Here is a 24,351-nt window from a genome sequence, read left to right as displayed (position 1 = left end):
TATACGAGGGTTTTTACAGTCTATTTTGAACCCCTTATATTGTTATAGAACAGCGTTATACTAAATCCATTCACTACGATTCATTTGGATAGTTAGATATACGTCTGGAAAATTATCAAATTACGTATACGCTGAACAATTCATTGTGCAAAAGTGTTTTGCTAAAGAGTTTCGAGACGAAATAAGTAGTAAAAAATAACCTTCTAGCATTATTGGCCAGAAGGTTTTCTCATTCATTCTATATTAGGAAAGATTACTTGACTCGTATCTCAACTCAAACCAGCCATCCCGAAATAATCATTCTCCACCTCATTATATCGCTTCGTATCCTGATTAAATTGCTTAATCACTTTTTCCATCTTTTCACTATCTTCGTTTATATGATGGATCTCATCCTCAAGTGTGTCCAGTTCAAAATTACCTTGTTCTAGATTCTGAAAGAATGTGTTTTGTGTTTTCATTTGATCGCGATAGGTGTTGAAAAAGGTCTCCATCGACTTTTTGCGAGTGTTCATGAGTGTCGTGAGTTTTGTTGCTTTTTTCTTTTGATCCTTATCTTTGATCAGCTCAATATTTTCATCAATAGACATGAGCTTCTGATAAGCGCTTTGGAAATTCTTTTCCGCTTCGTTCAGTTGCTGTTTTTCCGTGGACATCTCATGATCACTTAACGTTTGTTTGATGGCATTTGTGTCAGTGCTGTTTAGAGCTATTATATCTTGATAAACTGCTTGGACCTTTTCCCTGCTTTTAACCAAATCCTTTTGGTCCGCAACGAATTCCTTTTCAAATGTTGCCGACTCCTCTATCTTCGTATGTATTTCAGCTGCTTGTTTCTTATCTGATTGACAGCCAGTAAGCAGTGAAAACAAACCTATAATCATGACAAAACCAACGATTCGGTTCAACTTAATCCCTCCTTGCTCCACCTCATAAATTAGCTGATAGAATGACAGCGCCCGTTACATTGAAAGGTTTCGGGTGGTGTTTCATTGGTCAACACTTTTGTTTTATAGCCCTGCTTTTTAATATAAGATAGCAGCTCCGGCAAGTATTGGATTGTATGTGGCTTATCATGCAGTAACACGACCGGTGTAACACCCGCTTGTATAAACCGATCAATTGCCTGCTTCGTTTGCTGCACATACCTTCTGTCTTTCAATTCCCAGTCGCGACTATCCACATTCCAATCCCATACATTGAAATCGTTTTGGTCCAGCAAATATCGCATGTCTTCCGTTAAGTACGGAATACTCCCATACGGAAGTCGGACCATGTTGGAATGAACGCCTGTCACATCTTCAAGTATTTTGCGATCCTTAATCATTTCATCCGCTGGTGCAGATGCACTACTATAGATTTTGCCTGCTTCATGCGTAACTCCATGTAAGCCCAGTCCAAAGCCTTCATTCTTCATGCGAATAACGGTCTTCGAATGTTCCTTTATATTCGGACCTAACATGAAGAATGTTGCTTTCATTTGATAGGCATCCAATGTATCTAGCAATTGGTCAGCTACAGCTGAAGGACCATCATCAAATGTTAGATAAATCGCTTTCTCACGTTGATCGATTTTATTTTGCTTGGCAACTGCTTCTTTTCTCGCAACTTCTTTCTCGGCTCTCTCTTTTAAGAGAATTGACTGCCTCAATGGAGATTCTTCAAAACCTTTAATCGGTTCAAACGAAACCGGTAATGTTTCCACTGAAGTTGTATGTATAGTCGCTGCAGCTTTGTCGCTCTTATTCGCAATAACTAATTCAAATATTAGAACAACCACTGCTACTAATAGAATAGCAGACAGAACTCTCCCTTTATTGTTTAATCGCATTTTTAAGTTCTCCCTTCTATTCTTTTTAGACATGTAACAAAATATAGCTATTCAACACTCACAATATAGTGTTTTCTAAATCTTTAATAACTTGAGTTATGTAGTCTTTCATACTATATAAGTTTTTATTATACTAGCATATGATAGCATAAATTACCCCTCTTCATGTAAATTAAGTGTTATTAATTGTCACATTATAGATTCACATTCTTTCTGAGACTTTTTAAACTAGTTAACAGTCTCTTAGCAGTTTTATGTATAGTTCACTACATATAGTACACACACTTCATATCACTTTAGTAATATGAACGAAAAAAATCCTTATCGAGCTGACTGTCATCAGCTCGATAAAGATTTACAACAAATGAGTAACCCAACTTCATTCACTCAATTTAAACGTTTTTCAATCAGTACATTTGCACCTTCAGTAAGACCTTGATAAGCTACTCCAGTAATTTGTTTCTTTTGTAATTGCTTATCCAACAAAGACTTGAATTTGTTTAATTCCTTCACGACTTTCTTATTTTGTTTTTCCTCTTCTTTCTTTTGTTTCTCTGCTTTTTTCTCTTCTTTTTTCTTTTCCTTCTCCTCTTTTTTCTTTTGTTTCTCTTCTTCTTTCTTTTGTTTCGCTTTATCTTTATCTTGGTTCTTGTCTTTCAACTGATCTATGTCTATCAGCTTATCTTTGCCTTTTCCTTTGTTTGCTTCCTTCTCTATCTTCTTGATTTGCTTTTCTAAATCTTTCACAGCTTTCTTATCTAAAATGTCACCTGATTCTTTATAGTGTGCAACTAGCGTATAAAGATCGGCGATTTCCGTAATTGGTTGAGATGGTACTTTTTCAACAGTGACGATTGCTGTTTTCACTATTGTTTCTACTCCATCTTCAGCCAACGTGAATGTGACTTCGTAAGTACCAGGTGCGTTGTGATCAAATCCACCCGCATTGATTACGACAGATTGAGCCGCATCATTCCCCTTAGAATCCAACGCAAGTGTAATTAGTGATCGTAAATCCAACTCTTCTCCAGCTGTAATCGTTGCGTTTTCAACTTCTAATTCAAGTGATATGGGATTGACTACTAGTTTACCCAATGCTGTCGTTAGGTTAGTTGTCGCTTGATCCACTTCTGATTGAGTTGCTGATGTTTTCTTATTCACTTCTTTGGCTTTAAGCAATGCTTCACTTAACCCTTTCCAGCTTTCAGCAGTATAGTCCGCCTGCTCATTCTTCTCCGCTTCTGCGATTGCTGTAACAAGTGCTGCTTTGTTAACTTTCTCAACTAGATCTTTGTTCGATGAAATATTCATTTCATAGATAAGAGGCTGGACATCTCCCCACGACAATTTAATTTCAAAAATATTGTCATACGATGAATTGTAGAACGTATTTAGACTGCTATCCAATGTCCCTAATTCAACCCACTCGTCCGCACCAACTCTTGCACTTACAGTAGCGTTGGATATATTTTTTGAGCCTTGAACGATTGTAATCGCTGTCGCATCTGTTTTTTCTGATAAACGATATGTCAAAGTTCCATCAATTCGGTCGCTCATGTTCGGCTTGAACGCTGTCGTCAAATCACCATCAAATAACTGCCCCGGACCAAATCCTTCTTCTTCAATTGGATCTGCTGCAAAGGTTGGATTGTTCTCTGTCTTTACAAACTCTCCACCATTAATCAGAATTTCGTTCATATGAGCAAATCGTGCTGGATAATTAGCTGTGAAAAGAATTCGAATATATTTCGCTTCAATGCCGCCAATCTTTTCGTTCCCGAAATAGTAGTTTCCAGGATTCACTGAATCATGAGTGTAGCCATCTTTAATCTTGTCGGAATAATCCGGTTTGCCACCCGCCATGTTATCTTGGCCATCACCTAATGTTGCGATATCCGTCCATGTTTTGTTATCCATCGACAATAGTACAACTGCATCCCGAATATAGTTACTCTCATTTTCATCGTTATAAATACGAAGACTGTTAAAGATTCTTGGCTCTCCTACAGAATAAGTAATGTATTCACCTTTTCTTTGGTAGTCCGCGAAAATGGTCTTCGTCTCAAGCTTTTTATCAAACAAGTTCAGAAGTGTATCTTTCTTTCTAGAGTCATTTTCCGACCAGTTTGGTGCAATGCCCATCGTCGTTTCCACAAACTCAGGTCCGTAAACTTCCTTTGATGAAACACTGAATTCATCCAAGTTAAAAGTAATGGCTTCATTCGTATGATTCACAAAGCGTACGTAACGGGCATTCGTTCCTTCTTGTGGCGTTTTCCATTCAACTGCATTCGCTGAAGCTTCCAACGTCAATTTCCCACTCGTTTCAGATGCGTTTACAACGTTCAATTCCTTAATACGTTCTAATTTCAAACCAATATATTCTGTTGGTTGAAGTGTGATGTCTGTTGTTTTACCCAAGCTTGTCTTTTCAAGTGAATGTTGAGAAGCAATGCCTTTATACAATTCATTGTTCGTATACGTGAACTCTGAATTCGACTTTGCAGATTCCACTTTAATTTCGCTGAATTTCAGCCAAACAGGTACGTTCTTAAGATTTTTAACGCGTACATATCGCGCTAGTACACCTGTTAAATCTTCATCGATTTTATCCATTCCTGAAGCTTTCCCTTTATACTCTTTGAACTTTGTATAGGTTACATTATCCGTGGAATACTCCAGCTGATAATCTGTCCATTTATCGACGCTATCTCTCCCGATAGCGAAAGAAACCTTGCCAAGATTTTTCACTTTCAATAAATCCACGCCAATATAATCACCTACAACCGACGTATCTTTTACTGTACCTGACGGATTGTACCAAGCAAACGTCGTGTCGTTTCCATCAAATAGATTCGCTTCTGTTCCTTGATAGAGCTTGAAGTGATCTGGCACCATCAACTTCGATTCTAATTCTTCAACTTCTTCTTGTTGTTGTTCATTAATGACAATGTCTTTGATACCTAACCAAGTGCCTTCTCGATTTTCTGTCGCAATCAATCGAACACCTTTAACTTTTAAATTCAAGTTTTCCGCAACAGCTTGCGTGACGTGACCAAACACTTGTCCTTCGACGTCAGTCCATGTTGTCCCGTCAACGGTAACTTGCAGCTTACTTGCGTTAAATGTATCGTTATCGTTTCCAACCCTTCCCAGTTCAAAGCGAGCTGAATTCAATGTAAATGGCTTTTCATAAAGAACACCAATATACGTCCCAACCGCAATTGAACTCGGTGTTTTATAGACAACATCCGTGTTCGTATTGTTATCTAGCAGGTTTTTTAAGTCCCCGGTTGGTGTGTCCGTACGATTTGTAATGACACTCGCACTGTTCAAGTCTGGATTGACAATGGATTGAACTTTCGATGACACATCGTTCAGTAGTGTTTTCACAAACGGCACGATATGCTGCACGCCTACTTCCGCATATTGATAGTGGTCAATGTATCGGAATGGGTGATTTTTTGAAGCATCAAATGCAGCCTGACCTTGGCTGTAGTTTTCCCATACCGCGGGCTTGTCCCCTGCTTCATGCGCTATCTCCGCTTTCAATAAAGAGATCGCTGCATTCGCTGTATCAATCGCACTATCCAACCAATAAATGATTTGATCTCTCGTTCTTGCATTCCCAGGGTTTTCTTTATACGTCTCTGCTGCATTAAGAATCGTTTCAAATTCTGTAATCAGCTCTGTTGCTTGACCTGCGATAGGTTCTTTTCCAAGTGCTGCTTTAAAAGCATTCAATTTCGGTGCTAATTCAACTGACTCTTCTAGCTTCGCAACACGCGTATCCATGTTTTGATTGATCATATGTTTCGATAACTCTTTCAACGCATTCGATGCCGTTGTTTCGTTATTGTTCGCATGATCCACATATGCAAACGAATCATTCCAGTTTTGGTCTGCCTGTTTAGAACTATCCCAGATGTTCCAAGCATAATCTGCATTCGCAAAAATTGCGATTTTACTTGGCTCCGCTTGTTGCATTGGATTGAGCACAATGCCTTCAATGTTATCTGGATTTACGTTAGGCTGAAGGAATGTTTCCTGCCCACCCATGATTAAATGTTGCTTCGAGTTATCCGTACACGGCCAGTTAATCCAAAGATAGGGGCCTCTTCCGGCATTCTTAGTGAACGATGAAGTGAAATTATTCGATACCTCTCCCCAAACCTTACCACCTGTTTGGATCAAGCTTACAGACTTCGGCAAATCTCTTAGCGTTTGGATTTGTCCGCTTTCTCCCCAACCCATGTAATCATTTGGACAGAAAATCATATCAGTGACCAGACCGTCATAATCAGCCTGTTTCTCCACTAGCCAATTCGTCAAGTCCTTCATCAGTCGTACGTAAGTTTCCGCTCCTTGAGGAGGAACGCCTGCGTCATCGGCTAAAATACCGAACTTCCTTACTCCTGAATCCATTAATTGTGTAAATTTCTCTTTAATGATTGCTAAATCTTGTTGATAATTTTCTTCTGTATTAAAACGAATTGCATTATTCATGAATGGATGTAACGTATACACAAATCTTGTTTTACTTGCATTCCCTGCTTCCGCAAGCTTACTGATTTTCACCAGCTCTTCTGGTGTATACAACTCTCTCCATTTCCCATTATGTTTAGGATCATCTTTTGGTGCATAGATATATGAATTCATCTTGAAGTCGCCGCCAAAAGTCATAAGGTCAGCACGGTCTTCATTTGACCACGGTTCACCATAATACCCTTCGATAAATCCTCTGCCTTTAACATCTGCATAGTCTTTTATTGTTAACTCTTCAATCGAACGGTTTTGCATTTGCTTAAAAATATGCTTCACAGTAGTAACTCCGTAGAACGCGGAGTCGACATCTTTCCCTAAAATAGCAATGATATTATCTTGAACGGAGATAATGTTAGCATCCAACTTCGCCAAAACCGTTTCGTCCGTCAACTGATTGTCCTTAAAATAGCTGTCGACAATTTCACCTGATTGATGAATACCCACCAAGAAGTTCGTTCGATCCGCAACGATTTCTGTAGATTCCGTGAAAGTGAGGTCTTTCGAATTCAACAGTTCTTCCACTCGATCTTTCGTATACTGATCTACGTGTGTTTCATAAACAACATTAACTGAGTCGCTCACATCAAATTGCTGTCCACTATACGTAATTTCATGTGGATTCGGATAAATTGTATACGGTTTCATTTCTCCCGTTGGTTCAGCAGCGTGGACAACTTGGACCCCAGTTAAACCAATAGATCCAGCAACTGTACTTATCAACATAAGTAAAGCTGCAGCCAAACTTACGAACGACTTTTTACTTTTCTTCAAGCTCCATTCCCCCGTTTCATTTTTGTAGTTATTAACTGGTATATACAGCTGGTATATACCAGTTCTAATTAGCAATATAACACATGATGAATAGATAAAGAGGAATGAATTATAAATGATTCAGAATACTTAAATTAAAAAGGTAGTAAGTACCTATTCATTGAGCAACTGTGAATGTTAAAACGACTAGAAAGTTTACATTCAGATACTTTTTCACATTAAAAGCCGTGTAAATAATGATTATGGTACAGCTCCCAATATAACTTACCAGATTTAGTTTTTGTATTACGCAGATGCCTAAAAAGATCCATGTGACAATCTTAAATACACAAAAACCACTCCAGTCCATGGCTTGAGTGGTTTTGATCTATCTATTTCTTACTAGAAAAACTGGCCATACTTCGCTGCATATCACTTTTCATAAATATAAGCTCTAGTAAATCTGATTCGTACATCACTGTATTTCCTGAAATAGGTGTCGAGGCATTTACAATTTTCTTCGTCATTTTCAATGGAAGGAATGGACTTTTTTCTAGTTGCTGAATCATCTTATTTGCTTCTTCCATCAGCTCTGAGTCTTCTGCTACTTTGTTCACCAATCCAATGTGTTTGGATTCGTCAGCATCGATTGCCTCACAAAGCATGATCAACTCTTTTGTCTTCGCAGGGCCCACTAAGTTTACAAGACGTCCCGTACAGCCAGCAGTGAAAAACATTCCTCTTTGTGCTTCAGGTAGACACGCTGTAGCTGTCTTTGCCATTATTCTGAAATCACACGCCATAGCTGTAGCAAATCCAGCACCATACATCGGCCCGTTGATGGCCGCAATGGATACTTGGTCCATCTCATCGAACTTACGCATGAAATCGATTCTTCCTAATTGATCATTGCGGATTGTTGAAATGAAGTTAGGATCATTTTTCAATTGCTCTCCAGCCTCCGCCATATCGGCCCCTGCTGAGAAATGCTTTCCGTTCCCTGTAAAAATAACATATTTACAATCTAAACTTTGACGCAGATCCATAAGAACTTCATCCAGTTCTGCTGACATTTTCGAATTCATAGCATTTGCTTTGTCCGGTCGATTTAACTTTACAATTAAAGTCGGTTTCTCGTATTCAACTTCCAGAGTTTCATATGACGTTTTCATAGATGCAACATTCCTTCCTTACACAATTATATTCTTCTATCCACCGTATCCCAGTACGGCTCTCGCAATTTCTTCTTGTCTATCTTTCCATATGGAGTGAGCGGAAGGGTTCCTACAATCTCATAGTTTTTCGGACGTTTGTATGCCGACAACTTATCTTTACTCCAGACCTTTAATTGATCGGCTGTCAGACTTGTATCCTTCGGAATGATAAACGCATTTACAGCTTCTCCCCAGTCTGGATCAGGGACCCCTATGACCGCCACTTGACGAATTCCAGGATGCTTTTGTAATTCATTTTCCACTTCAGAAGAATACACGTTCATCCCGCCACTTATAATCATATCTTTCTTTCTATCAAGCACATACACATAGTTCTCCTCATCCATGTAGCCAATATCTCCTGTATGCATCCAGCCGTCTTTCAGACTTTCAGCCGTCATTTCCGGCAAATTGTAATAGCCAACCATGTTTGCAGGAGATGAGATGATGATTTCACCTTCCATCCCACGCTCCAATTCGTCACCTTGTTCATCCACAATTTTCACTCGTGTGAACATTGTTGGTCGACCACAGCTCGTAAGGTGTTTTAAATTCGCCCCTTCAATATGGTGATCTTTTTTAGAGAGTTTTGTCGCAACACCAGGAGACTCCGTCAAACCATATGTTTGAATGAACACGGGTCCAAAAATATCGAGTGCCTGCTTCAAGCGTTCTCTCGCAATCGGTGCCGTTCCATATACGATTGTTCGGATAGAGGAAATATCGTATTCCTTGCCTTCCATAAAGTCGATGATTCGATAAATCATTGTAGGAACGGCCATAATGTATGTGACCTTATTTGTTTCCACATGATTTAAAATCAGCTCTTCACTGAATTTCTTTTCAATATAAATTTCGGATCCTCGTAACAGTCCCGCTTGCAATGAAATTCCTGCTGCATGGGGTAACGGGGACGTCAGAAGAATCTTCTCTTCCGGTGCAATTTCATTCTCCAATATGACAGCAAAAAGAATCGTGATCGTCGTCTGGTAACTATGCAAAACCCCTTTTGGATTCCCTGTCGTGCCACCCGTGTAAACGCTTTGAGCAATATCTTCTTGAGGGATAGTCAAAGTTAAATCTTCTTCCGATTGACTCCCTTGGAACTCTTCCCAAGAGATAAATCCTTCAGGGACTTGATGTTCACTAATCCCTACAATCGTTGTTAGATTCGGAAGTTCACTACGGATATGTTGAACCTTTTCAAAAAACTGTTCTTCCACAATCAACACTTTTGCATGACAGTCTTTCAAAATATACTTAATTTCATTTTCCCCTAGCATATCGTTCAGCGGAATATTAGCCACCCCCGCCTGATAGCCACCCATTTGGGCATAGACAAATTCCAAACGATTCGACATGAACAACGCCACTCTTGAATTACTCGGTAACTGCAAGTCATTCAGAGCATGTGCGAATCGATTACTGCGCAGTCGTAATTGTTCGTACGTGACCTGCGCGTCACCAAAGTGAAGCGCAATATCGTTTTTGTACTTGTAGAATGCATCACGGAACGCATCATTAAGTGCCAATGTAAAATGTAGCAAAGTGATTCCCCCAGTCTATTTGGTTCATGAATCATGTACGATCCCATTCAAATAATAGGAAAACAATTGTTCAGAATAGTCATCTTCTAACACTTCAGATAAATAGTAAGAACTTACGTGAATAAAATGACCAACAAAGAGTTTTGCCTGGAATGCAGGATCTATATCTTCACGAAAGTACCCTTGGTCCATTCCTTCTTGCAGTAAATTCTCGACTAGTTTAAAACTTGATAAATACCCTGTAGCGATAATTTCTTTCACATCGGGATCGTCTATTTCTGAAACAGCTTGGAATTCCAACTTTAGTTCTTGACGAAACACATGAATCATCAAGTTGTATTCCTTAATGATCAGTTCCAGTTTTTCAAGTGGATTCATACTTTTAGCAATGACATTTTGAAATCGTTTCATCGTTTTCTCCATAATTAGTGTCAACACTTCTAAATACAGATTCTTCTTTGATGAGAAATGCTTATAGACAATTGGTTCTGTCACATCAGCATTTGTCGCAATATCCGCTACTTTTGCTGCACGGTAATTTTCTTCTGCGAATACTTTTATCGCGGATTTAATCAATACCTTTTTACGTTCTTCACCCGTCATACGCGCCATAATAGCCAACCACCTTTTTACATTGTTACTGCTAGTTTATCATTTTGTTCTAACAAACTAGACATTTATTCCGTTTCTTCCAACTGAATGTGAATTGGCTTCTCATTCAGCAAGACAGCGCCTATGAATGCTAGGATCGCAACAATCATGAAGAACAAGAACACTGTACTGAAATCATACTCGCCAGTAGCGGAAACCTTAACTAGGTACCCAGCAATGAATGGCGCAAAGAACGCTCCAAATTGTCCAATCCCATTCCCCGTCCCTACAGCGCTACCAGCCACTTCCTTTGGATATCGGTTCTGAAGAAATGCTAGTAAAGGACCATAATTCAGATTCACGAAAAATCCTGCTAGAAGCAATAAGATGACCAACATCGTATTGTCTCCTTTTTCTACTGTTGAGAATAAGAACATGATTGGAATACAGCCGCCATATGCAATTAACGCAACCATTTTCATACTCTTAAACTTATCCATCAGCCATCCACCAAGTAAAATAGAGATAATTCCTGTGATGTAAGGTAATGCAACCAATATCCCCATATTCTTAATATCCAGACCGTATTGTTTTACTAAGATTGTAGGTAACCAAGAGGCAATTCCCCATGAAAGGGCAACTTGGAATACACAAACGAAAACGCCGAAGTAAAATACTTTGTCTGTCAGGAAGATTTTCGGACTCTTCAAACGTGGGTCTACCTCCACGGCCCCTTCTTCCACATCGTCATTTATAAAATCTACCTCATCTTGAGATACTCGACCTTTTTTCTGCATTTGCTCAGGAGTATCTGCTACGAAGTACCAAAGTAAAAACATACCGATTAACCCGGGAATAACTAGAAGGAAGAAAACGGGTCTCCATGCACCGCCGAAAAAGTAAAATGATGCTGCTGTTAAAAGAATGGGTGCAATAGCCGGTGCAACTACGTATGTTGTAGAAAAGAAGGATAACGCACTCCCTCTGCTTTTTCTTGGAAACCAGTTACTGATAGCTTTTGTACCAGGTGGAAAGTGATGTCCTTCTCCCAATGCCAATCCCAGTCGGAGAGCAATCATCTGTCCAAAGCCTTTCACAAAGCCAGTCAATGCAGTAGCAACTGTGAATACTGTAATAGCAACACCCATCACTTTTTTAGGACCGAATTTATCTGCCAAGAATCCAGAAGTGACTTGTGATAACGCATAAGGAATAAAGAAGATAGACAAAATAAGTCCTGCCTGTTCAGGCGACAAGTTCAAATCGTCCTGAATATAGGGCATGAAAACTATGACCGCAAAACGATCCAAGTAATTGATAATGTACAGTAACCACACAACAAACAAAATTACATAACGATAAGCCCACGTCTTTTTAAACAGCTTTTTCAAGTTAGTATTCCCCCTTTTCAAGTCGCATTGTAAGCGTATTCATTTTGTTAGTTAATAATAACTAACTTAAGGTATGTAGTCAAACTATTTTTAATAGTTTGTACAAACATTCCTGACTACCACACTATAAAAATCCCAATCCTGCTGAGTTTAGTCAGTTAGATTGGGATTTTTCTTATTCAGTCATGTCTACAGCATGTTTGAAAAGTGATGCCGATGTAAGTAACAATCATGAGTATTTAATTACACAGATACACCTTTTAACCAATTCCAATCAGCTCTCCAATAAAACCAAATCACCCATTGTAATTTCCTTTTTCAGAGCTTTATCCAACTGGCTACTACTAGCCACTGCCAATCGGTAATCGACTTTACGGGACATTTCTTTAGCGATTTTTTTAGCCAAACCTGCGTTTCCGAAGGAGTCTGTTCTTCTATCATAAATGTCTTGGTAGTGTCGAAACAACGCATCTTTTGCTTCATCGGTTATACCATATCCTTGAATGTAGAGATTAGTAATTTCCATTAGTTCTTCTGGCGTATAATCTTCAAATTGTAAGGTGAGTCCGAAGCGGCGGCGTAGCCCTGCGTTGCTATCGAGGAAGCTGTTCATTTCTTTTTCATAACCTGCCGCGATCAGCAAGAACTCTCCTTGTCGATCGGACATTTGCTTCAGCAATACTTCCATGGCTTTTTTTCCGTAATCATTTTCCCCACTACCCGCAAGTGTATACGCTTCATCGATGAACAACGCACTGCCCATTGCACGCATAATTTGGTCGGCTGTTCGCTTTTCCGTTTCACCAATATGCGTACCAACTAAATCGCTGCGATCCACTTCAATTAGTTCGCCTCTTTCAAGTAATCCGAGCGCCTGGTAAATGCCTGCAAGCACGCGGGCAATCTCCGTTTTGCCTGTCCCGGGCTTTCCGATTAGCAGTGTGTGGTTCATTAGCTTTTCGGATGAATGATTTTCTCTTTTGTAATACCTCATCAGTTCAATCATTTCATTAATTTCAGCCTTCACCGTCTCTAGACCGATAAATTGATGGAGTTCTGCCCGTTTCTTTTCAAGCAATTCCTCATCAATCGGAACGTCATAACTCTTCACATCACGTTCTTCTATTACTTGAAGAACGTCTTTTTCTTCAAAAGTCGTCAATAACTTTTCTGTCCATTCATCCCGCGGGAACTTCGAAATCCTTAAGGACTGGGCTAGTCCGATTTGATCGTAAAACGTCCGTACCATTCGGGCATTACTAAATGTCTCGTCGCGCTTGCGATATCGTTCAATAAACTCATTCTGGATCGCACGCTTAGCAGCTTCTGTTACCAAATAACTTCCTTCACAGTTCGATAAAAATATTTGCATCAACTCATCGGGCGTATAGTCCTCGAAGAGAAGCTTTTCAGTAAATCGATCTTTTAATCCTGGATTGGATGTTAAGAAACTGTCCATATCCCTAGTATATCCTGCTGCAATCACGACAAATTCGCCGCGATAATTCTCCATTGCGGGAAGCAAGGTTTCAATTACCTTTTTTCCGTAATCGTTACTCGTGTCTTTTCCGCCTGTAAGAGAATAGGCTTCGTCGATGAAAAGCACTCCGCCCATAGCTTCTTCAATCTTCAACTTCGTAAGTTCTTCAGATTTCCCTACATGGGTTCCAATAAGGTCTTCCCGCTTCACTTCAACAAGATGCCCTTTCTCCAATAGACCGAGCCACTTAAAAACCCCACCCATGAGTCGTGCAATTGTTGTCTTCCCTGTGCCTGGATTCCCTTGAAATATCATATGAGGTGCTACCAGTTCAATGATTTTCAACCCTCGTTCTGCTTTGAATTGATTGATTTCCACTAAGTTTTTCATATCTCGGATTTTATCTTTAACCGCTTCAAGTCCGATGTACTCGTCCAGCGCATTCATTAAGACATTCATCATCTCTTCATTAACAGGGGAATCTTTTGTTTTAGTTAGTTTTGACAGTGTGCCAATTTTAACTCGTTCACCGTGTGCTACTGAAACCGCAGGTACCGACAAGTTAGTGTTTTTCAGCAACGGATTGCTGTCATCTAGTCTATTTAAATCTCCCGCACGGTTGTTGTCGAAATGACAATCTTCTAGTAGAGGAGCAGATTTTTCTACACGTAATCCGGCCTTTTTTCCGTTCATCACATGCGTTGATTTAAAGAAAGCCGAAGGGCAATCCTTCAGAATGATTTGGTCTTCACGATGCCCGTGCACTTTAGTATTCGTCACTTCCACACGTTCCACCTGACTGAACGACACTCCAGACGAGTTGCCTTCGTAAAGCTCGCACTCTGTCAAGGAAACTGCAGCAGACTTCGATGCGCTCACTTGCGGTCTTTTATGATTGAACAGAACCGTCCGTTCCAGTGACATAACTGTCCCTGGACCTATGAGTATCCCATTTTTTTCTCCATTTGAAATTCTGCAATCTGCAATTTCTGCATGTACATCGGAACCTAGTGAGATGTTCGACCCTTTATGATCAGAGATAATACAGTTATATACGTTCAACGTCGATTCTTTAGCTGACACACCCACGCTTTTTCCACTTTTCACTTCAGTCGCAGACACCGTTAGTTCAGAGTGTTCTGAAGCAAAAACCTGAGCGCTTTTGTGATGGCTCACTCGGGAATCGGAAATTTTCACTTGACTGTCTGCAGCGTATATTCCTTTGTTTTTCCCTTTCTCAATGTCACAATCTAGAATCGTTAAAACACTTTCGTTAAATGCAGACAATTGTGTCATCTGATTGTACTTCACGGCGGATTCAATGATCGTACACGTAGAATTCACGCATACAATTCCTCTGTCTTTCCCTGAGATCAACCGCGTTCGTTTCATCGACACAGTGCTTTGTTCCATACAGGTTAATTGGTCGCTTTTTTGACCTTTGAATAGCGAGTCCTTGATCTCAGTAGAGGAGTTGCTGATAGTCATTCCCTCGCATTCACCGTTTTCGAACCTACTGGACTCTATTTGAAAATGCGACCCATTCGTAAGGTTTACATGAGCGAGATCTTGCCTATTAAAGATACAATTTTTCATGATCCCTTTAGAATGGTCACAAGATATCCCTTGTGCCTTCCCAAAATAGAAATTCGTCTGTTCCAAATCTAAAAAGCTGTCTTTCTCCATATAGATTTGTGCTCCACTATTCCCGATGATTGAACTTTTGGTAATCGTGCATCGACTGCTGCCTGTTAGGTTGATTCCTTCTTCCTGACCGCTTAAAATTCCACAATCAGTTACTAAGAGTTCCCCGCCACCCTGTACAGTAAGCTGTGCGTTCTCGGTTGTTTCTTCTACGATACAATCGAACAGAGATAGTCGTCCAGAAACTTCAATGCCTTGAATATTATTTTTGAATATCGTATGCTCTGCCGACACCTTTGCCGTCGCATCTACTCTCATAGCTATCCCTTGAATCTCAGAGAAAAGACAGTGACGAAGAGTTACCTGTCCTGACTCTATATGAAGGCCATATTCAATAGCCGCAGTGTTTTTCCCGATGGTTATCGATTCAATACAAACGTCATCGATTGCAGAGATATGAACACCGCCTGTTATACAGACTGAACGCGCTTCCTCCCCTGAACTTCGAAGAACGAGTGGCTTGTTAATAGTCAAATATTCAGGGTAGATGCCATCCTCAATTTCTACTGTATCTCCTGGCAGAGCTGCCTGAATTGCAGAATCAATTGTAGGATAGTTTGAATCAGAACTCTTAGAAACCTTAATGATCGCCACGTGTCTTTCCTCCTTTCTTTGGATTCGTTTTGTTAGTTCAGGTATATTTTTCACCTGGTTGCATGTAAAGTGCAGGCATAAAAAAACACTGTAAAAGATACAGTCATCTGATTTATAACATGCCTTTTTCATCCGTAAAATATATCTTTAGTTTACCATACTATTCAGCATGGACGCAGTGTAATGCCCTTCTCGTGAAGTACGGTTATAGCTCTAAATTGCTAAGCAGAACCGTAACGAGATAGCTGGTGTAAGTTAGGTAGGAAATTACCAAATAATAGAAAGAGTCAGCATCAGCTGTCCCTGTCTGTTTCAGATTTACTATACCTAAGACCCCAATTTAAAATACAGGAATCTTCCTCGGCTATCAGTTCGGTGCAGCCTTAGCCGGAGGCTCGGCACCCCTAATCGCCGCCACACTGCTGTTAAAATTCAATGATTCCTATGTACCCGTTGCTCTCTATATCATCTTCACCACATGCATCTCACTGACTGCGATCTGGGATGTGAAAGACCGGAAGAATCAGGAGCTGGATACAATTCCTACTGCACCGTCATTGGATGAATGGAGAAACAGAAAAAATAGCCATCCAGCAGCGTATCATAGCTGTTGGATGGCTATTACATTGGAAGTTTCTACGCTTTTTACATGATGAATCATGATGTCTCCTCATCTGTAGGATAGTTGAAGACTACTACTTTGGAAGACTTTCCAATTGTGTGATGAGTAACTGGATTTCACAGTGCACAGGCAGCCACCTGGATTTTCATAACAAACTTGACTGTACATACAAACACGAAAGCTTCTTGCACTTTTCAGATTTTGAGTGTATTTTCATTGTGTCCCATCCCATGCTATAATGAGAAACTAACATCATCACTCATAATGGAACGGACGAAATAAGGAGATGTAAGAGAATGCAAAAGCGATGGACAATCGATGAAATTAATAAGTTTGTTGAGAACAATTCGGAAAGCAAGTTGTTAAGTACGGAATATCACGGTTTTTCTCAGAAATTACTCTTTAAATGTGCGTGTGGCAGTAACTTCGAAAAAACATTCACGAAATTTAACAATAAAAACCAACGTAAATGTGAAGTGTGCCAACCACCAAAAGAAGCGCGATAACCTATAATGAACTCTCGAAGTGCTGATTTCTTTTTCAAAGAAATTGGTGCTATTTTTATATTTCCTTTGTCCTTATGCATTTCCTTATAAACTCTTTACTTCAAAAAACAGCAGTCAGCATGAAATAACGCCCGCCATTTTTTCAGGAGGGCACTCGTGGAAGAAGCTATACACAAAACAAACACGAAAGTTTCTTGCACAGCTACCTAACGCGATTACAGTCCAACTTGATTTACTACATAAGTCGCTACGTCATTACTGAAACCTTCAAACACCAATTGTTCTATTAATCCACTTCTAGAAAATGCAGTATAATCGAGGTAGTTCTGAGCCATTAATACAGCTTGTTCTTGCCAGTCAATTCTGATAACCTTAACGGCATAAGTAGCATCCGCTTGTTCAAAACCTTCAAAGACCAGCTGATCGATTAAACCACTGGGGGAAAACGCAGTGTAATCTATATAATTCAATGCCATCTTAACTGCTTGTTGCTGGGAAGGGGTTTCTAGAGACTCTTTTGCTTTCTTTTCCGCCTCTGCCCTTGCTATCTCTTCCTGTGCTTTCTTTTCCGCTTCTGCTCTTGCCTTTTCTTCCTGTTTTTTCACTGCTTGTTGTGCAGTATCCTCTTGTTTAGACTTTTCGTCTTGTTCACTAGTGCCAGCGACATCACTTTCAGGTGGTGCAGTTACACCAAACAAAATGAAAAAAGCTACAAGGGCAAGTCCGAAATATAGTGCAGCAAACTTCCTAGATCTCTTGTACTCAGGCATCCATCTCAATAAAATTTTTGGACGAATTAAACCTACAATCAAGGCGGCCAATTGTAGAATCAAGTTAGCCATCTAAATCTAGACAAAAAAATGCCACTATAAAATTTCGTGTATCATTGAAGTTGCGAGACAAACAATGAGAGGAAGTTTTATAGTGGCACACAACGAGAATACCATACAAAACCGTAGAAATAAACACCTATCCCCTTTTGAACGAGGTCAAATTGCTGCCTTGCACAACGCTGGGCACTCCAATCGAGAGATAGGACGGCGTTTAGGACGTGTCCATCAAACAATTGCCAATGAGCTAAAGCGAGGGACAACTACACAACTGAAGACAGGACGTACACCCTACGTAGCGTATTTCCCTGAGACAGGACAAGCTGTATACGAACGAAACCGACTCAATTGTGGGGCTAAAAATAAGCTCCTGGTCGCGATTGAATTTGTTGAGTTTGCCTGTGAAAAAATCATCCTGGATAGCTGGTCTCCAGATGCGGTAGTTGGCTATACAAGTCGCCTAGATGAGTGGAAAGACAAGCCCAGGGTCTCCACTAAAACTTTGTACAACTATATTGATTTGGACTTGTTACGCGTTCGAAACATTGATTTACCCATGAAACTTAGACGCAACACCAAGACCAAACGGGTCCAACGAAACCGGAAGATCTTAGGGAAAAGTATTGCGGAACGTCCAGCTGAAATTGAAGATCGAACTGAATTTGGTCACTGGGAAATTGATACTGTCGAAGGACAAAAGTCAGATGATAACGCATTATTAACACTCGTCGAACGGAAGACAAGAAATTACTATGCGATTCTACTAGATGATCAAGACCATGATTCAGTGGACTATGCATTGAACCAATTACGACAGGATTTTGGTGACCTTTTCCCACAAGTCTTCAAGACCATCACGTCTGACAACGGCAGCGAGTTTTCTACTCTATCGGAGAGCTTGAAAGGGATTACGGATGTTTACTTCGCCCGTCCTTATGCTCCTTATGAAAGAGGTTCCAATGAGCGACATAACGGGCTCCTCCGACGCTTTATTCCGAAAGGAAAGGCAGTTTCTGATTACTCTAGAGAAGCGATTCAACGGATCTACCAGACACTTAATAATCTCCCTAGGAAGATCCTGAGCTACCAACAACCAGCTATCCTTCTCGAACAAGAGGTAGCTCGATTAGTGTCATAGCGCTCACGTCACACCAAAGACAAAGCAGAGGTTCTATCGGCAAGGCAATCCTCCGCCTTCATACATACACGAGCTTTTACCTAAGTGGCTAACTTAATATTGCAATTTAGGCTACAATCAAGGCAATGAATGCTAGTAAAAACAATAAAAAAATAAATTATTCATCTGTCTCCTCCTCTAAACTTAATTGTTTAACAAAAGAGTACCAGATAGCACCAAATACAGGTAGTCCTATTTCACTATTATAACCACTAATCTTAAGCACTTATTTCATATCATTCAGCTCTCACTGGCGTCATTTCCTTTTCGTTGCAGTCCAGTAAACTGTTCGATGCACTGGTGATACCTCATCCGAGTTTTTTTCAAGTTCGTAGGAAACGACCCATGAAGAGGATGAGGAAGACGATCTGCAATCGGGTAGTTCAGCTGGCCGTCTTTTGCCATTTGACGGAGAGTTCGTCCCACTTCTTCACTGAGAGGGACAATGAAAGAAGGCTGTACAATTTTCATTTCTTCCACAAAGGACTCGATAAAATGATGACGAACGTTACGAGGCAGAATATAGTAATTCAAATTCCTGCCGTCTCGCAGGAATCCATACCAAGAAAGGTTGGTCAAATACACAGCATCCTGAAACTCGCCGGCTCCATATTCCTCAATGATGGACAGCATGAATTGGGCACTTCTCTCCTTATCCTGTCGGTCGTGTCCCGAAAGCAGCCGACTAATACCGTCGAAGTCGATGAATGGCACTCCCGTTTTCCCCGCACCATATTTACCGGGATTAATTCCACAAAAGACGATACGACGGCCCTGCTTGGAGTAAAACTTCTTGTAATAAGAGCGGACAAGCTCCGCCTGATCTATAAACCCAGGCAATATAGAAATGCGATCTCGTTCCAACTCCCGCAGCACATCTTCTTCTTCAACCAGACGATCCATAAAAGATAGATGCAAATCGATAATCTTGTCCATTGGTCACCCCTCTTTCTTCCCAAACCAAAAATACATATTCAAATCACGTCTCGTTATCATCTGATCTCTCAGGCTATATTTACTACCTTTAATAGTACCAAATACTGCTCTCAAATGACATTATATTTAAATTATTCTGTATTATTTATTTTACTCACTCTATGTTGTTAAGATGATTACTGAAAGTACGTATCTGTCCTTCACACAACTCAGACAAATTTCTTTGAACTTTGTTGTGTATGGTAATATATTTAGGAACCCTCTAGCTGAGTAAGGGGATTGGACTTTTCAATTCAACTCTTTATTTCTATTCACACAATTACATCTGAATTGCATCGTGCATGGGCGTGTTTTTTAAAGCCTTTTCCGTTCCTTCCCGCTACACAAAAAACTCCTACACTCTGTCTTGAAAGTACTAGTATACTACTGATGATAACTAGTAAATCATTATTTAAAACTAATAAAAGGACGATCAATGTAAGATCATCCTTGATTAAATATTAAATTGTTCAATCTTTGAAATTGTTTCTGATAAATACTTTTTCTTCCGATGGGAACATAGTCCCCTACGCTTTACCAACTGTTACTCTCCGGTGTTACTAGAGGACGTTGTGGTCAAAGGCAGATTTGGAGAATTTACCTCGTTTCTACTTTTTAGCTATGTCTAGTTACAAATCTCCCCGTCAAATTAGGAGTGTTAGAAAGAGTACAGAATAGATTACAAACCTTTTTTTATAAATCCCTCCTCATATTGTTTTTTTCCCTATTATATATTTATGAAAATTTTCTCAATAAGCTTTTGTTTCTCATCTTGAGTCAAAACACTAGAAAACGTCATGGTCTAGCACTTTTTCTAGTGTTCCACCTCACTTTACGGGATAATCCCACGTAGCACAGGTACCTTTTTTATTAAAAAAACAATTAGAGTACTGATTGCAACTACTAATAAGACCTTATATGGAATTCCGATTAAGGGATGTAAATTGATCCAAACAAAGTCAAACTTCTCATATAGTGTTTGCATAACGAGTACATGTATCAGATAGATTCCAAAGCTTGTATGGCTGATGACGGATCCTATCCAAGGCAGCTTGAGCGTACCGATCTTAGTTGATTTAAACAGCATAAACAATGCTACTGCTATTAACATAACGTTCGGAGAGTGCTCGTCATACCAAAACTGTTCGAGTGGTTCATCGATTTTCAAAGATTCATGATAGGTCATGAAAAATGTCGTGATGAACCCAGCAATCCCACCTATGTACATGACGATTCTCCACTTGGCGTGGAATTCAAACGTAAATAAATAATAGCCCAGCACATAATATCCTATGTAATGTGTCACGAAGAACAATTCGATTTTAAAACTATAACCTATGAAATATTCCAACCAATTAGAAAAGACGGATGCGAAAAGCCAAAGTATTAAAAAATACTCTATGTCTGTGCGCTTAGCGTGTTGAATCAGGATTTTCAGCAGTGGAGTAATGATATACAGCCCTGCAATCATATAGAGAAACCATAGATGATACATGATATCATCGGTCGAGATTCGCTTGATGAAGTCGTGAATGGAAAACGTTATTTCCCCTTTTCGTACTTCGTTCGCATAATAAATGCTGCTCCATGCAAATAGCGGAATAAAAACCTTCCCCAACTTCTTTTTTAAAAATGCGGGTATTGAGATGTTGCGTGTGCTACTGAGCATGAGCGCTCCACTGATCATGACAAACATTGGGACAGCCCATCGCGAAATGGACTCGTAAAAATTGCCCGACATCCAGGGACTTTTGTAGTCTTGCGCATCATCCGTCACAACCCCCGCGGACACATGGATTGTCACTACGGCAAGTGCAGCAAGAATACGCAGCCAATCTAAATAGACAAGCCGTTTCATCGCAGTCCCTCATTTCCTCGAAAGAATCTCATTTCCTCGAAAGAATCTCATCTTCACTCCTATTCCCACTTTCATCGAGTCGCTAACTTCCTTATGTGATAGCTTGGTCATTTTTCGGGTTGTTTGAGAGGATTTGGGTTTTGCTTGATCACTTTACGGCTCGCTTGAGCGGATTCCCCTCTTGCTTGATCACTTTTCTACTCACTTGAGCGTATTGACCTCTTTCTTGATCACTTTCCTGCTCTCTTGAGCGGATTGACCTCTTTCTTGATCACTTTACGGCTCGCTTGAGCGGATTGTCCTCTTGCTTGATCACTTTTCTACTTGCTTGAGTCGTATGGCCTCTTGTGACTTCCCCTCCATCCCGCGCAGTAAGTTGAGCGTTCTCAACTGTTTATTCTACGATGCAGTCAATATACAGAGTGTATAATCTTCCCCCTTGAACCTCGAAGAATGAGAGGCTTATCGATGGCTAAGTATTCTTGTTAGGATGCCATCATCTTATTCCCTCAATATCACCATATACAGCTGCCTGAATTGTGGAATCGCTTGAGCGGATAGTATGAATCAGATCGCTCCGAAACGGTAAGGTTCGCCACCGCCTTTGCTGCTTTTCCGAGATATGTTTTGTCGGTCTGTTGTGATGAACTCTCACAACTCATATATAAAAGGCAGACATAAAAAAACACTGTACAAGATACAGGCATATGCTGTCTCTTATGCTTTTTCAAGTAATGATATATCCCCTTATTTGTGCATACTATTCATCTTAGCTGCATTGAAATGGACTTTCAGGGAAGAATTCAGAAGGGACTGATTCGGTTCAGTTTTGGATCAATGTAACACTCAGGACATGGCATACGTTAACCAACTTTAAAACTTCAGCCACCGTACTCGGTAATCATAGTTTTTATCTTTAATATTTCTTCTTCCGACACCATCAAATACCAAATATCATCGATGAATTTCCCTTGGCCAGTCACTTGATAAGTTGACGTGTCCTCTCTAACATTTCTGTAGTTTGACATCAAATTCTCCATATCGGAAAACTTCATGTTTGTTATCATATTCCCCCCTAGTATCTCGATTAACTTATGAATCTTAGTCAATGACGTCAAAGTCGCGCCATTATCAAGAACTGCCTGAATGACTTGACGTTGCCTTTCGTTGCGTCCCACGTCACCTTCCGGGTCTTGTTTGCGCATCCGCACATAGGAGAGCGCTTGCTTCCCATCTAGCGTTTGCCTGCCTTTGGTGAATGTATGTCCTTCTTGTTTAAAATCAAATGCGTTATTCACCGTTACTCCGCCCACTGCATCGACTAACTGCTCCAAGCCTTCCATATTCACTCGTATATAGTAATCCAAATCAATATCTAAAAAGTTTTCTACAGTAGCGACAGACATCTCACTACCTCCAAAAGCGTATGCATGGTTGATTTTATCATCTACACCTTTACCGATAATTTCAGTACGGGTGTCCCGCGGTATACTAACCATTTGCAGCCTGGAATGCGTAGGATCCATTGTCATAACAATCATCGTATCAGATCGTCCACTATCGCCTTTGCGCTCGTCAACTCCAAGCAACAATACATTCAACGATTCCCGATTCTCTACTTTATTCTTAGTAACTTCTGTGTCAATCGCTTCTATAGTCTCATGACTCGTTTCATTAACTGTTGTTTTGAGAGTGTTGTAAACCGTATATAAATAAGTTCCCGTAATTGCAACGGATACAAATACAAGTAGAAGCGAGATCCACAACCATTTTAACTTACTCTGATTCTTCTTTTTCAACTGGTTCATCTCCTGGAAATTCAGTTTGTCAGCACTATTTTTAAAGATAGTTCTGGAAGATTTAGTTAATCGATCGTCCACTTGAAATCAAAAGTTCAGTCGTATATTTTTACACCTAACATTAATTGCATGTGCGCATTCTTTCAGGTGTTATTCTTTGGTGTAAAGGAAGACAACATTTAGAGGAATTGCTTGCCATCTTATCTTACAGAGTTGAGTAGTAATAGAAATCACCTATCTGATAGCATTCATGAATGATTGGTATCCCACAATTTCAAAAAAGTAGCTCTGACGCCAAAGGGTCAGAACTACTCTTTTGTAACAGACCATACGAGTAAGTATAAGAACTTCCCACCGCTTACCAGCATTCTTTTCTTTATAATAAAGACTTTTCGGAAGGTTAGAGAGGAAGATTGAATGAAGAAACATTACTTTTACTTCAGAACTATCTTGCTGCCCGGATCATTTCCCCACTCACGAATGGAAGTACGAAAAAATCAACATACCTTCCTCCTAGCATCGAAATGTTCCATCATTAAACGCTCATAGCTTCGACAGAATAGTAGAGGTCATATTCGCGTTCATACTTTATAGGAAACTCCTTACCATGATCGCTTACGAAAATCGACTGATCCCAGAAGACTTCTCCTTTAATAACTGAAAAAAGATGACTCCCCTTCTGCTCCAACGTCGTGTAATGTACAACATCATAAATGTGAGTTGACAATTCATTGTAACTTGTAAATACATAATAGTCGTTTACCAAATATGCTTTAATTTCCATCACCTCTCTAATTTCAATCAATCATACGGCAGCAACAGTCAACGTAAAAGTTGTTTTATTATCTTAAATGAACATTCTCCAATCTATAAGTAGTAACCTCAACTAGATAAAAAGAACTATATCTAGTAAAACTATTTCTTCGAGTCTATTGCG

General features: G+C 39.9%; 14 protein-coding genes and 1 pseudogene. 3 read left to right on the top strand and 12 right to left on the bottom strand.

From position 1 onward, the window contains the following. Positions 1 to 269: 269 nt before the first annotated feature. The 8 genes from DVB69_RS06385 to DVB69_RS06350 form a co-directional block, all read right to left on the bottom strand. Positions 270 to 908, bottom strand: a complete 639-nt coding sequence (locus DVB69_RS06385) for a YkyA family protein (RefSeq protein WP_116017728.1) — start codon at positions 906 to 908, stop codon at positions 270 to 272. Between the two features lie 29 nt (positions 909 to 937). After that, entirely contained in the window at positions 938 to 1,831 is an 894-nt protein-coding gene (locus DVB69_RS06380) for a polysaccharide deacetylase family protein (RefSeq protein ID WP_116017726.1), read from the bottom strand. 387 nt (positions 1,832 to 2,218) lie between these two features. Beyond that, positions 2,219 to 7,147, bottom strand: a complete 4,929-nt coding sequence (locus DVB69_RS06375) for a beta-N-acetylglucosaminidase domain-containing protein (RefSeq protein ID WP_116017724.1) — start codon at positions 7,145 to 7,147, stop codon at positions 2,219 to 2,221. A gap of 371 nt (positions 7,148 to 7,518) precedes the next feature. After that, positions 7,519 to 8,298: an enoyl-CoA hydratase/isomerase family protein gene (locus DVB69_RS06370; RefSeq protein ID WP_116017722.1), complete on the bottom strand. Its 780-nt coding sequence runs from the start codon at positions 8,296 to 8,298 to the stop codon at positions 7,519 to 7,521. 26 nt (positions 8,299 to 8,324) lie between these two features. Next, on the bottom strand, positions 8,325 to 9,887 hold the full coding sequence (locus DVB69_RS06365) for a class I adenylate-forming enzyme family protein (RefSeq protein ID WP_116017720.1): 1,563 nt from the start codon (positions 9,885 to 9,887) through the stop codon (positions 8,325 to 8,327). A 24-nt stretch (positions 9,888 to 9,911) separates the two neighbouring features. Then, positions 9,912 to 10,499, bottom strand: coding sequence for a TetR/AcrR family transcriptional regulator (locus DVB69_RS06360; RefSeq protein WP_116017718.1), 588 nt, complete (start codon positions 10,497 to 10,499; stop codon positions 9,912 to 9,914). A 65-nt stretch (positions 10,500 to 10,564) separates the two neighbouring features. Further along, a complete protein-coding gene (locus DVB69_RS06355; RefSeq protein ID WP_116017716.1) occupies positions 10,565 to 11,869 on the bottom strand; it encodes an MFS transporter in 1,305 nt (434 codons plus the stop codon). A gap of 274 nt (positions 11,870 to 12,143) precedes the next feature. After that, the gene (locus tag DVB69_RS06350) at positions 12,144 to 15,647 is read right to left on the bottom strand and encodes a right-handed parallel beta-helix repeat-containing protein (protein ID WP_158541045.1); all 3,504 of its coding nucleotides are present in this window, start codon (positions 15,645 to 15,647) and stop codon (positions 12,144 to 12,146) included. Positions 15,648 to 15,994: 347 nt separating this feature from the next. Here DVB69_RS06350 and DVB69_RS17775 point away from each other — a divergent pair. After that, positions 15,995 to 16,183 (top strand): annotated as a pseudogene (locus DVB69_RS17775) (MFS transporter); the annotation flags it as partial. A gap of 382 nt (positions 16,184 to 16,565) precedes the next feature. After that, positions 16,566 to 16,775: a hypothetical protein gene (locus DVB69_RS06340; protein ID WP_116017712.1), complete on the top strand. Its 210-nt coding sequence runs from the start codon at positions 16,566 to 16,568 to the stop codon at positions 16,773 to 16,775. Between the two features lie 215 nt (positions 16,776 to 16,990). Here the strand turns inward: DVB69_RS06340 and DVB69_RS06335 are convergent, their stop codons facing one another. Continuing rightward, positions 16,991 to 17,608 carry an Ltp family lipoprotein gene (locus tag DVB69_RS06335; RefSeq protein ID WP_233505339.1) on the bottom strand — a complete coding sequence of 206 codons (618 nt, stop codon included), beginning with the start codon at positions 17,606 to 17,608 and terminating at the stop codon, positions 16,991 to 16,993. 88 nt (positions 17,609 to 17,696) lie between these two features. Between DVB69_RS06335 and DVB69_RS06330 the strand changes: the two genes are divergently transcribed. Next, positions 17,697 to 18,743 carry an IS30 family transposase gene (locus DVB69_RS06330; protein ID WP_199562818.1) on the top strand — a complete coding sequence of 349 codons (1,047 nt, stop codon included), beginning with the start codon at positions 17,697 to 17,699 and terminating at the stop codon, positions 18,741 to 18,743. Between the two features lie 279 nt (positions 18,744 to 19,022). On the opposite strand, the gene DVB69_RS06325 is transcribed toward DVB69_RS06330, so the two are convergent. From DVB69_RS06325 to DVB69_RS06315, 3 genes are all read right to left on the bottom strand, one after another. Next, positions 19,023 to 19,718, bottom strand: coding sequence for a uracil-DNA glycosylase family protein (locus DVB69_RS06325; RefSeq protein ID WP_116017706.1), 696 nt, complete (start codon positions 19,716 to 19,718; stop codon positions 19,023 to 19,025). Positions 19,719 to 20,589: 871 nt separating this feature from the next. After that, complete coding sequence (locus tag DVB69_RS06320; protein ID WP_116017704.1) at positions 20,590 to 21,615, bottom strand: acyltransferase; 1,026 nt, start codon at positions 21,613 to 21,615, stop codon at positions 20,590 to 20,592. Between the two features lie 881 nt (positions 21,616 to 22,496). Next, positions 22,497 to 23,423: an LCP family glycopolymer transferase gene (locus DVB69_RS06315; RefSeq protein WP_116018013.1), complete on the bottom strand. Its 927-nt coding sequence runs from the start codon at positions 23,421 to 23,423 to the stop codon at positions 22,497 to 22,499. Between the last annotated feature and the right edge of the window lie 928 nt (positions 23,424 to 24,351).

The sequence above is a fragment of the Sporosarcina sp. BI001-red genome, from assembly GCF_003384035.1.
In the GTDB taxonomy this organism is placed as follows: Bacteria; Bacillota; Bacilli; order Bacillales_A; family Planococcaceae; genus Sporosarcina.
The sequence above is the reverse complement of the archived record's forward strand: the minus strand, read 5'-3'. Positions and strand labels throughout refer to the sequence as shown.

What these genes read in the sequence shown, in the direction of transcription:
- DVB69_RS06380 (WP_116017726.1), bottom strand. Translation starts at nt 1,831, where the DNA reads ATGCGATTAAACAATAAAGGGAGAGTTCTGTCTGCTATTCTATTAGTA.
- DVB69_RS06370 (WP_116017722.1), bottom strand. Translation starts at nt 8,298, where the DNA reads ATGAAAACGTCATATGAAACTCTGGAAGTTGAATACGAGAAACCGACT.
- DVB69_RS06360 (WP_116017718.1), bottom strand. Translation starts at nt 10,499, where the DNA reads ATGGCGCGTATGACGGGTGAAGAACGTAAAAAGGTATTGATTAAATCC.
- DVB69_RS06340 (WP_116017712.1), top strand. Translation starts at nt 16,566, where the DNA reads ATGCAAAAGCGATGGACAATCGATGAAATTAATAAGTTTGTTGAGAAC.
- DVB69_RS06325 (WP_116017706.1), bottom strand. Translation starts at nt 19,718, where the DNA reads ATGGACAAGATTATCGATTTGCATCTATCTTTTATGGATCGTCTGGTT.
- DVB69_RS06320 (WP_116017704.1), bottom strand. Translation starts at nt 21,615, where the DNA reads ATGAAACGGCTTGTCTATTTAGATTGGCTGCGTATTCTTGCTGCACTT.
- DVB69_RS06315 (WP_116018013.1), bottom strand. Translation starts at nt 23,423, where the DNA reads ATGAACCAGTTGAAAAAGAAGAATCAGAGTAAGTTAAAATGGTTGTGG.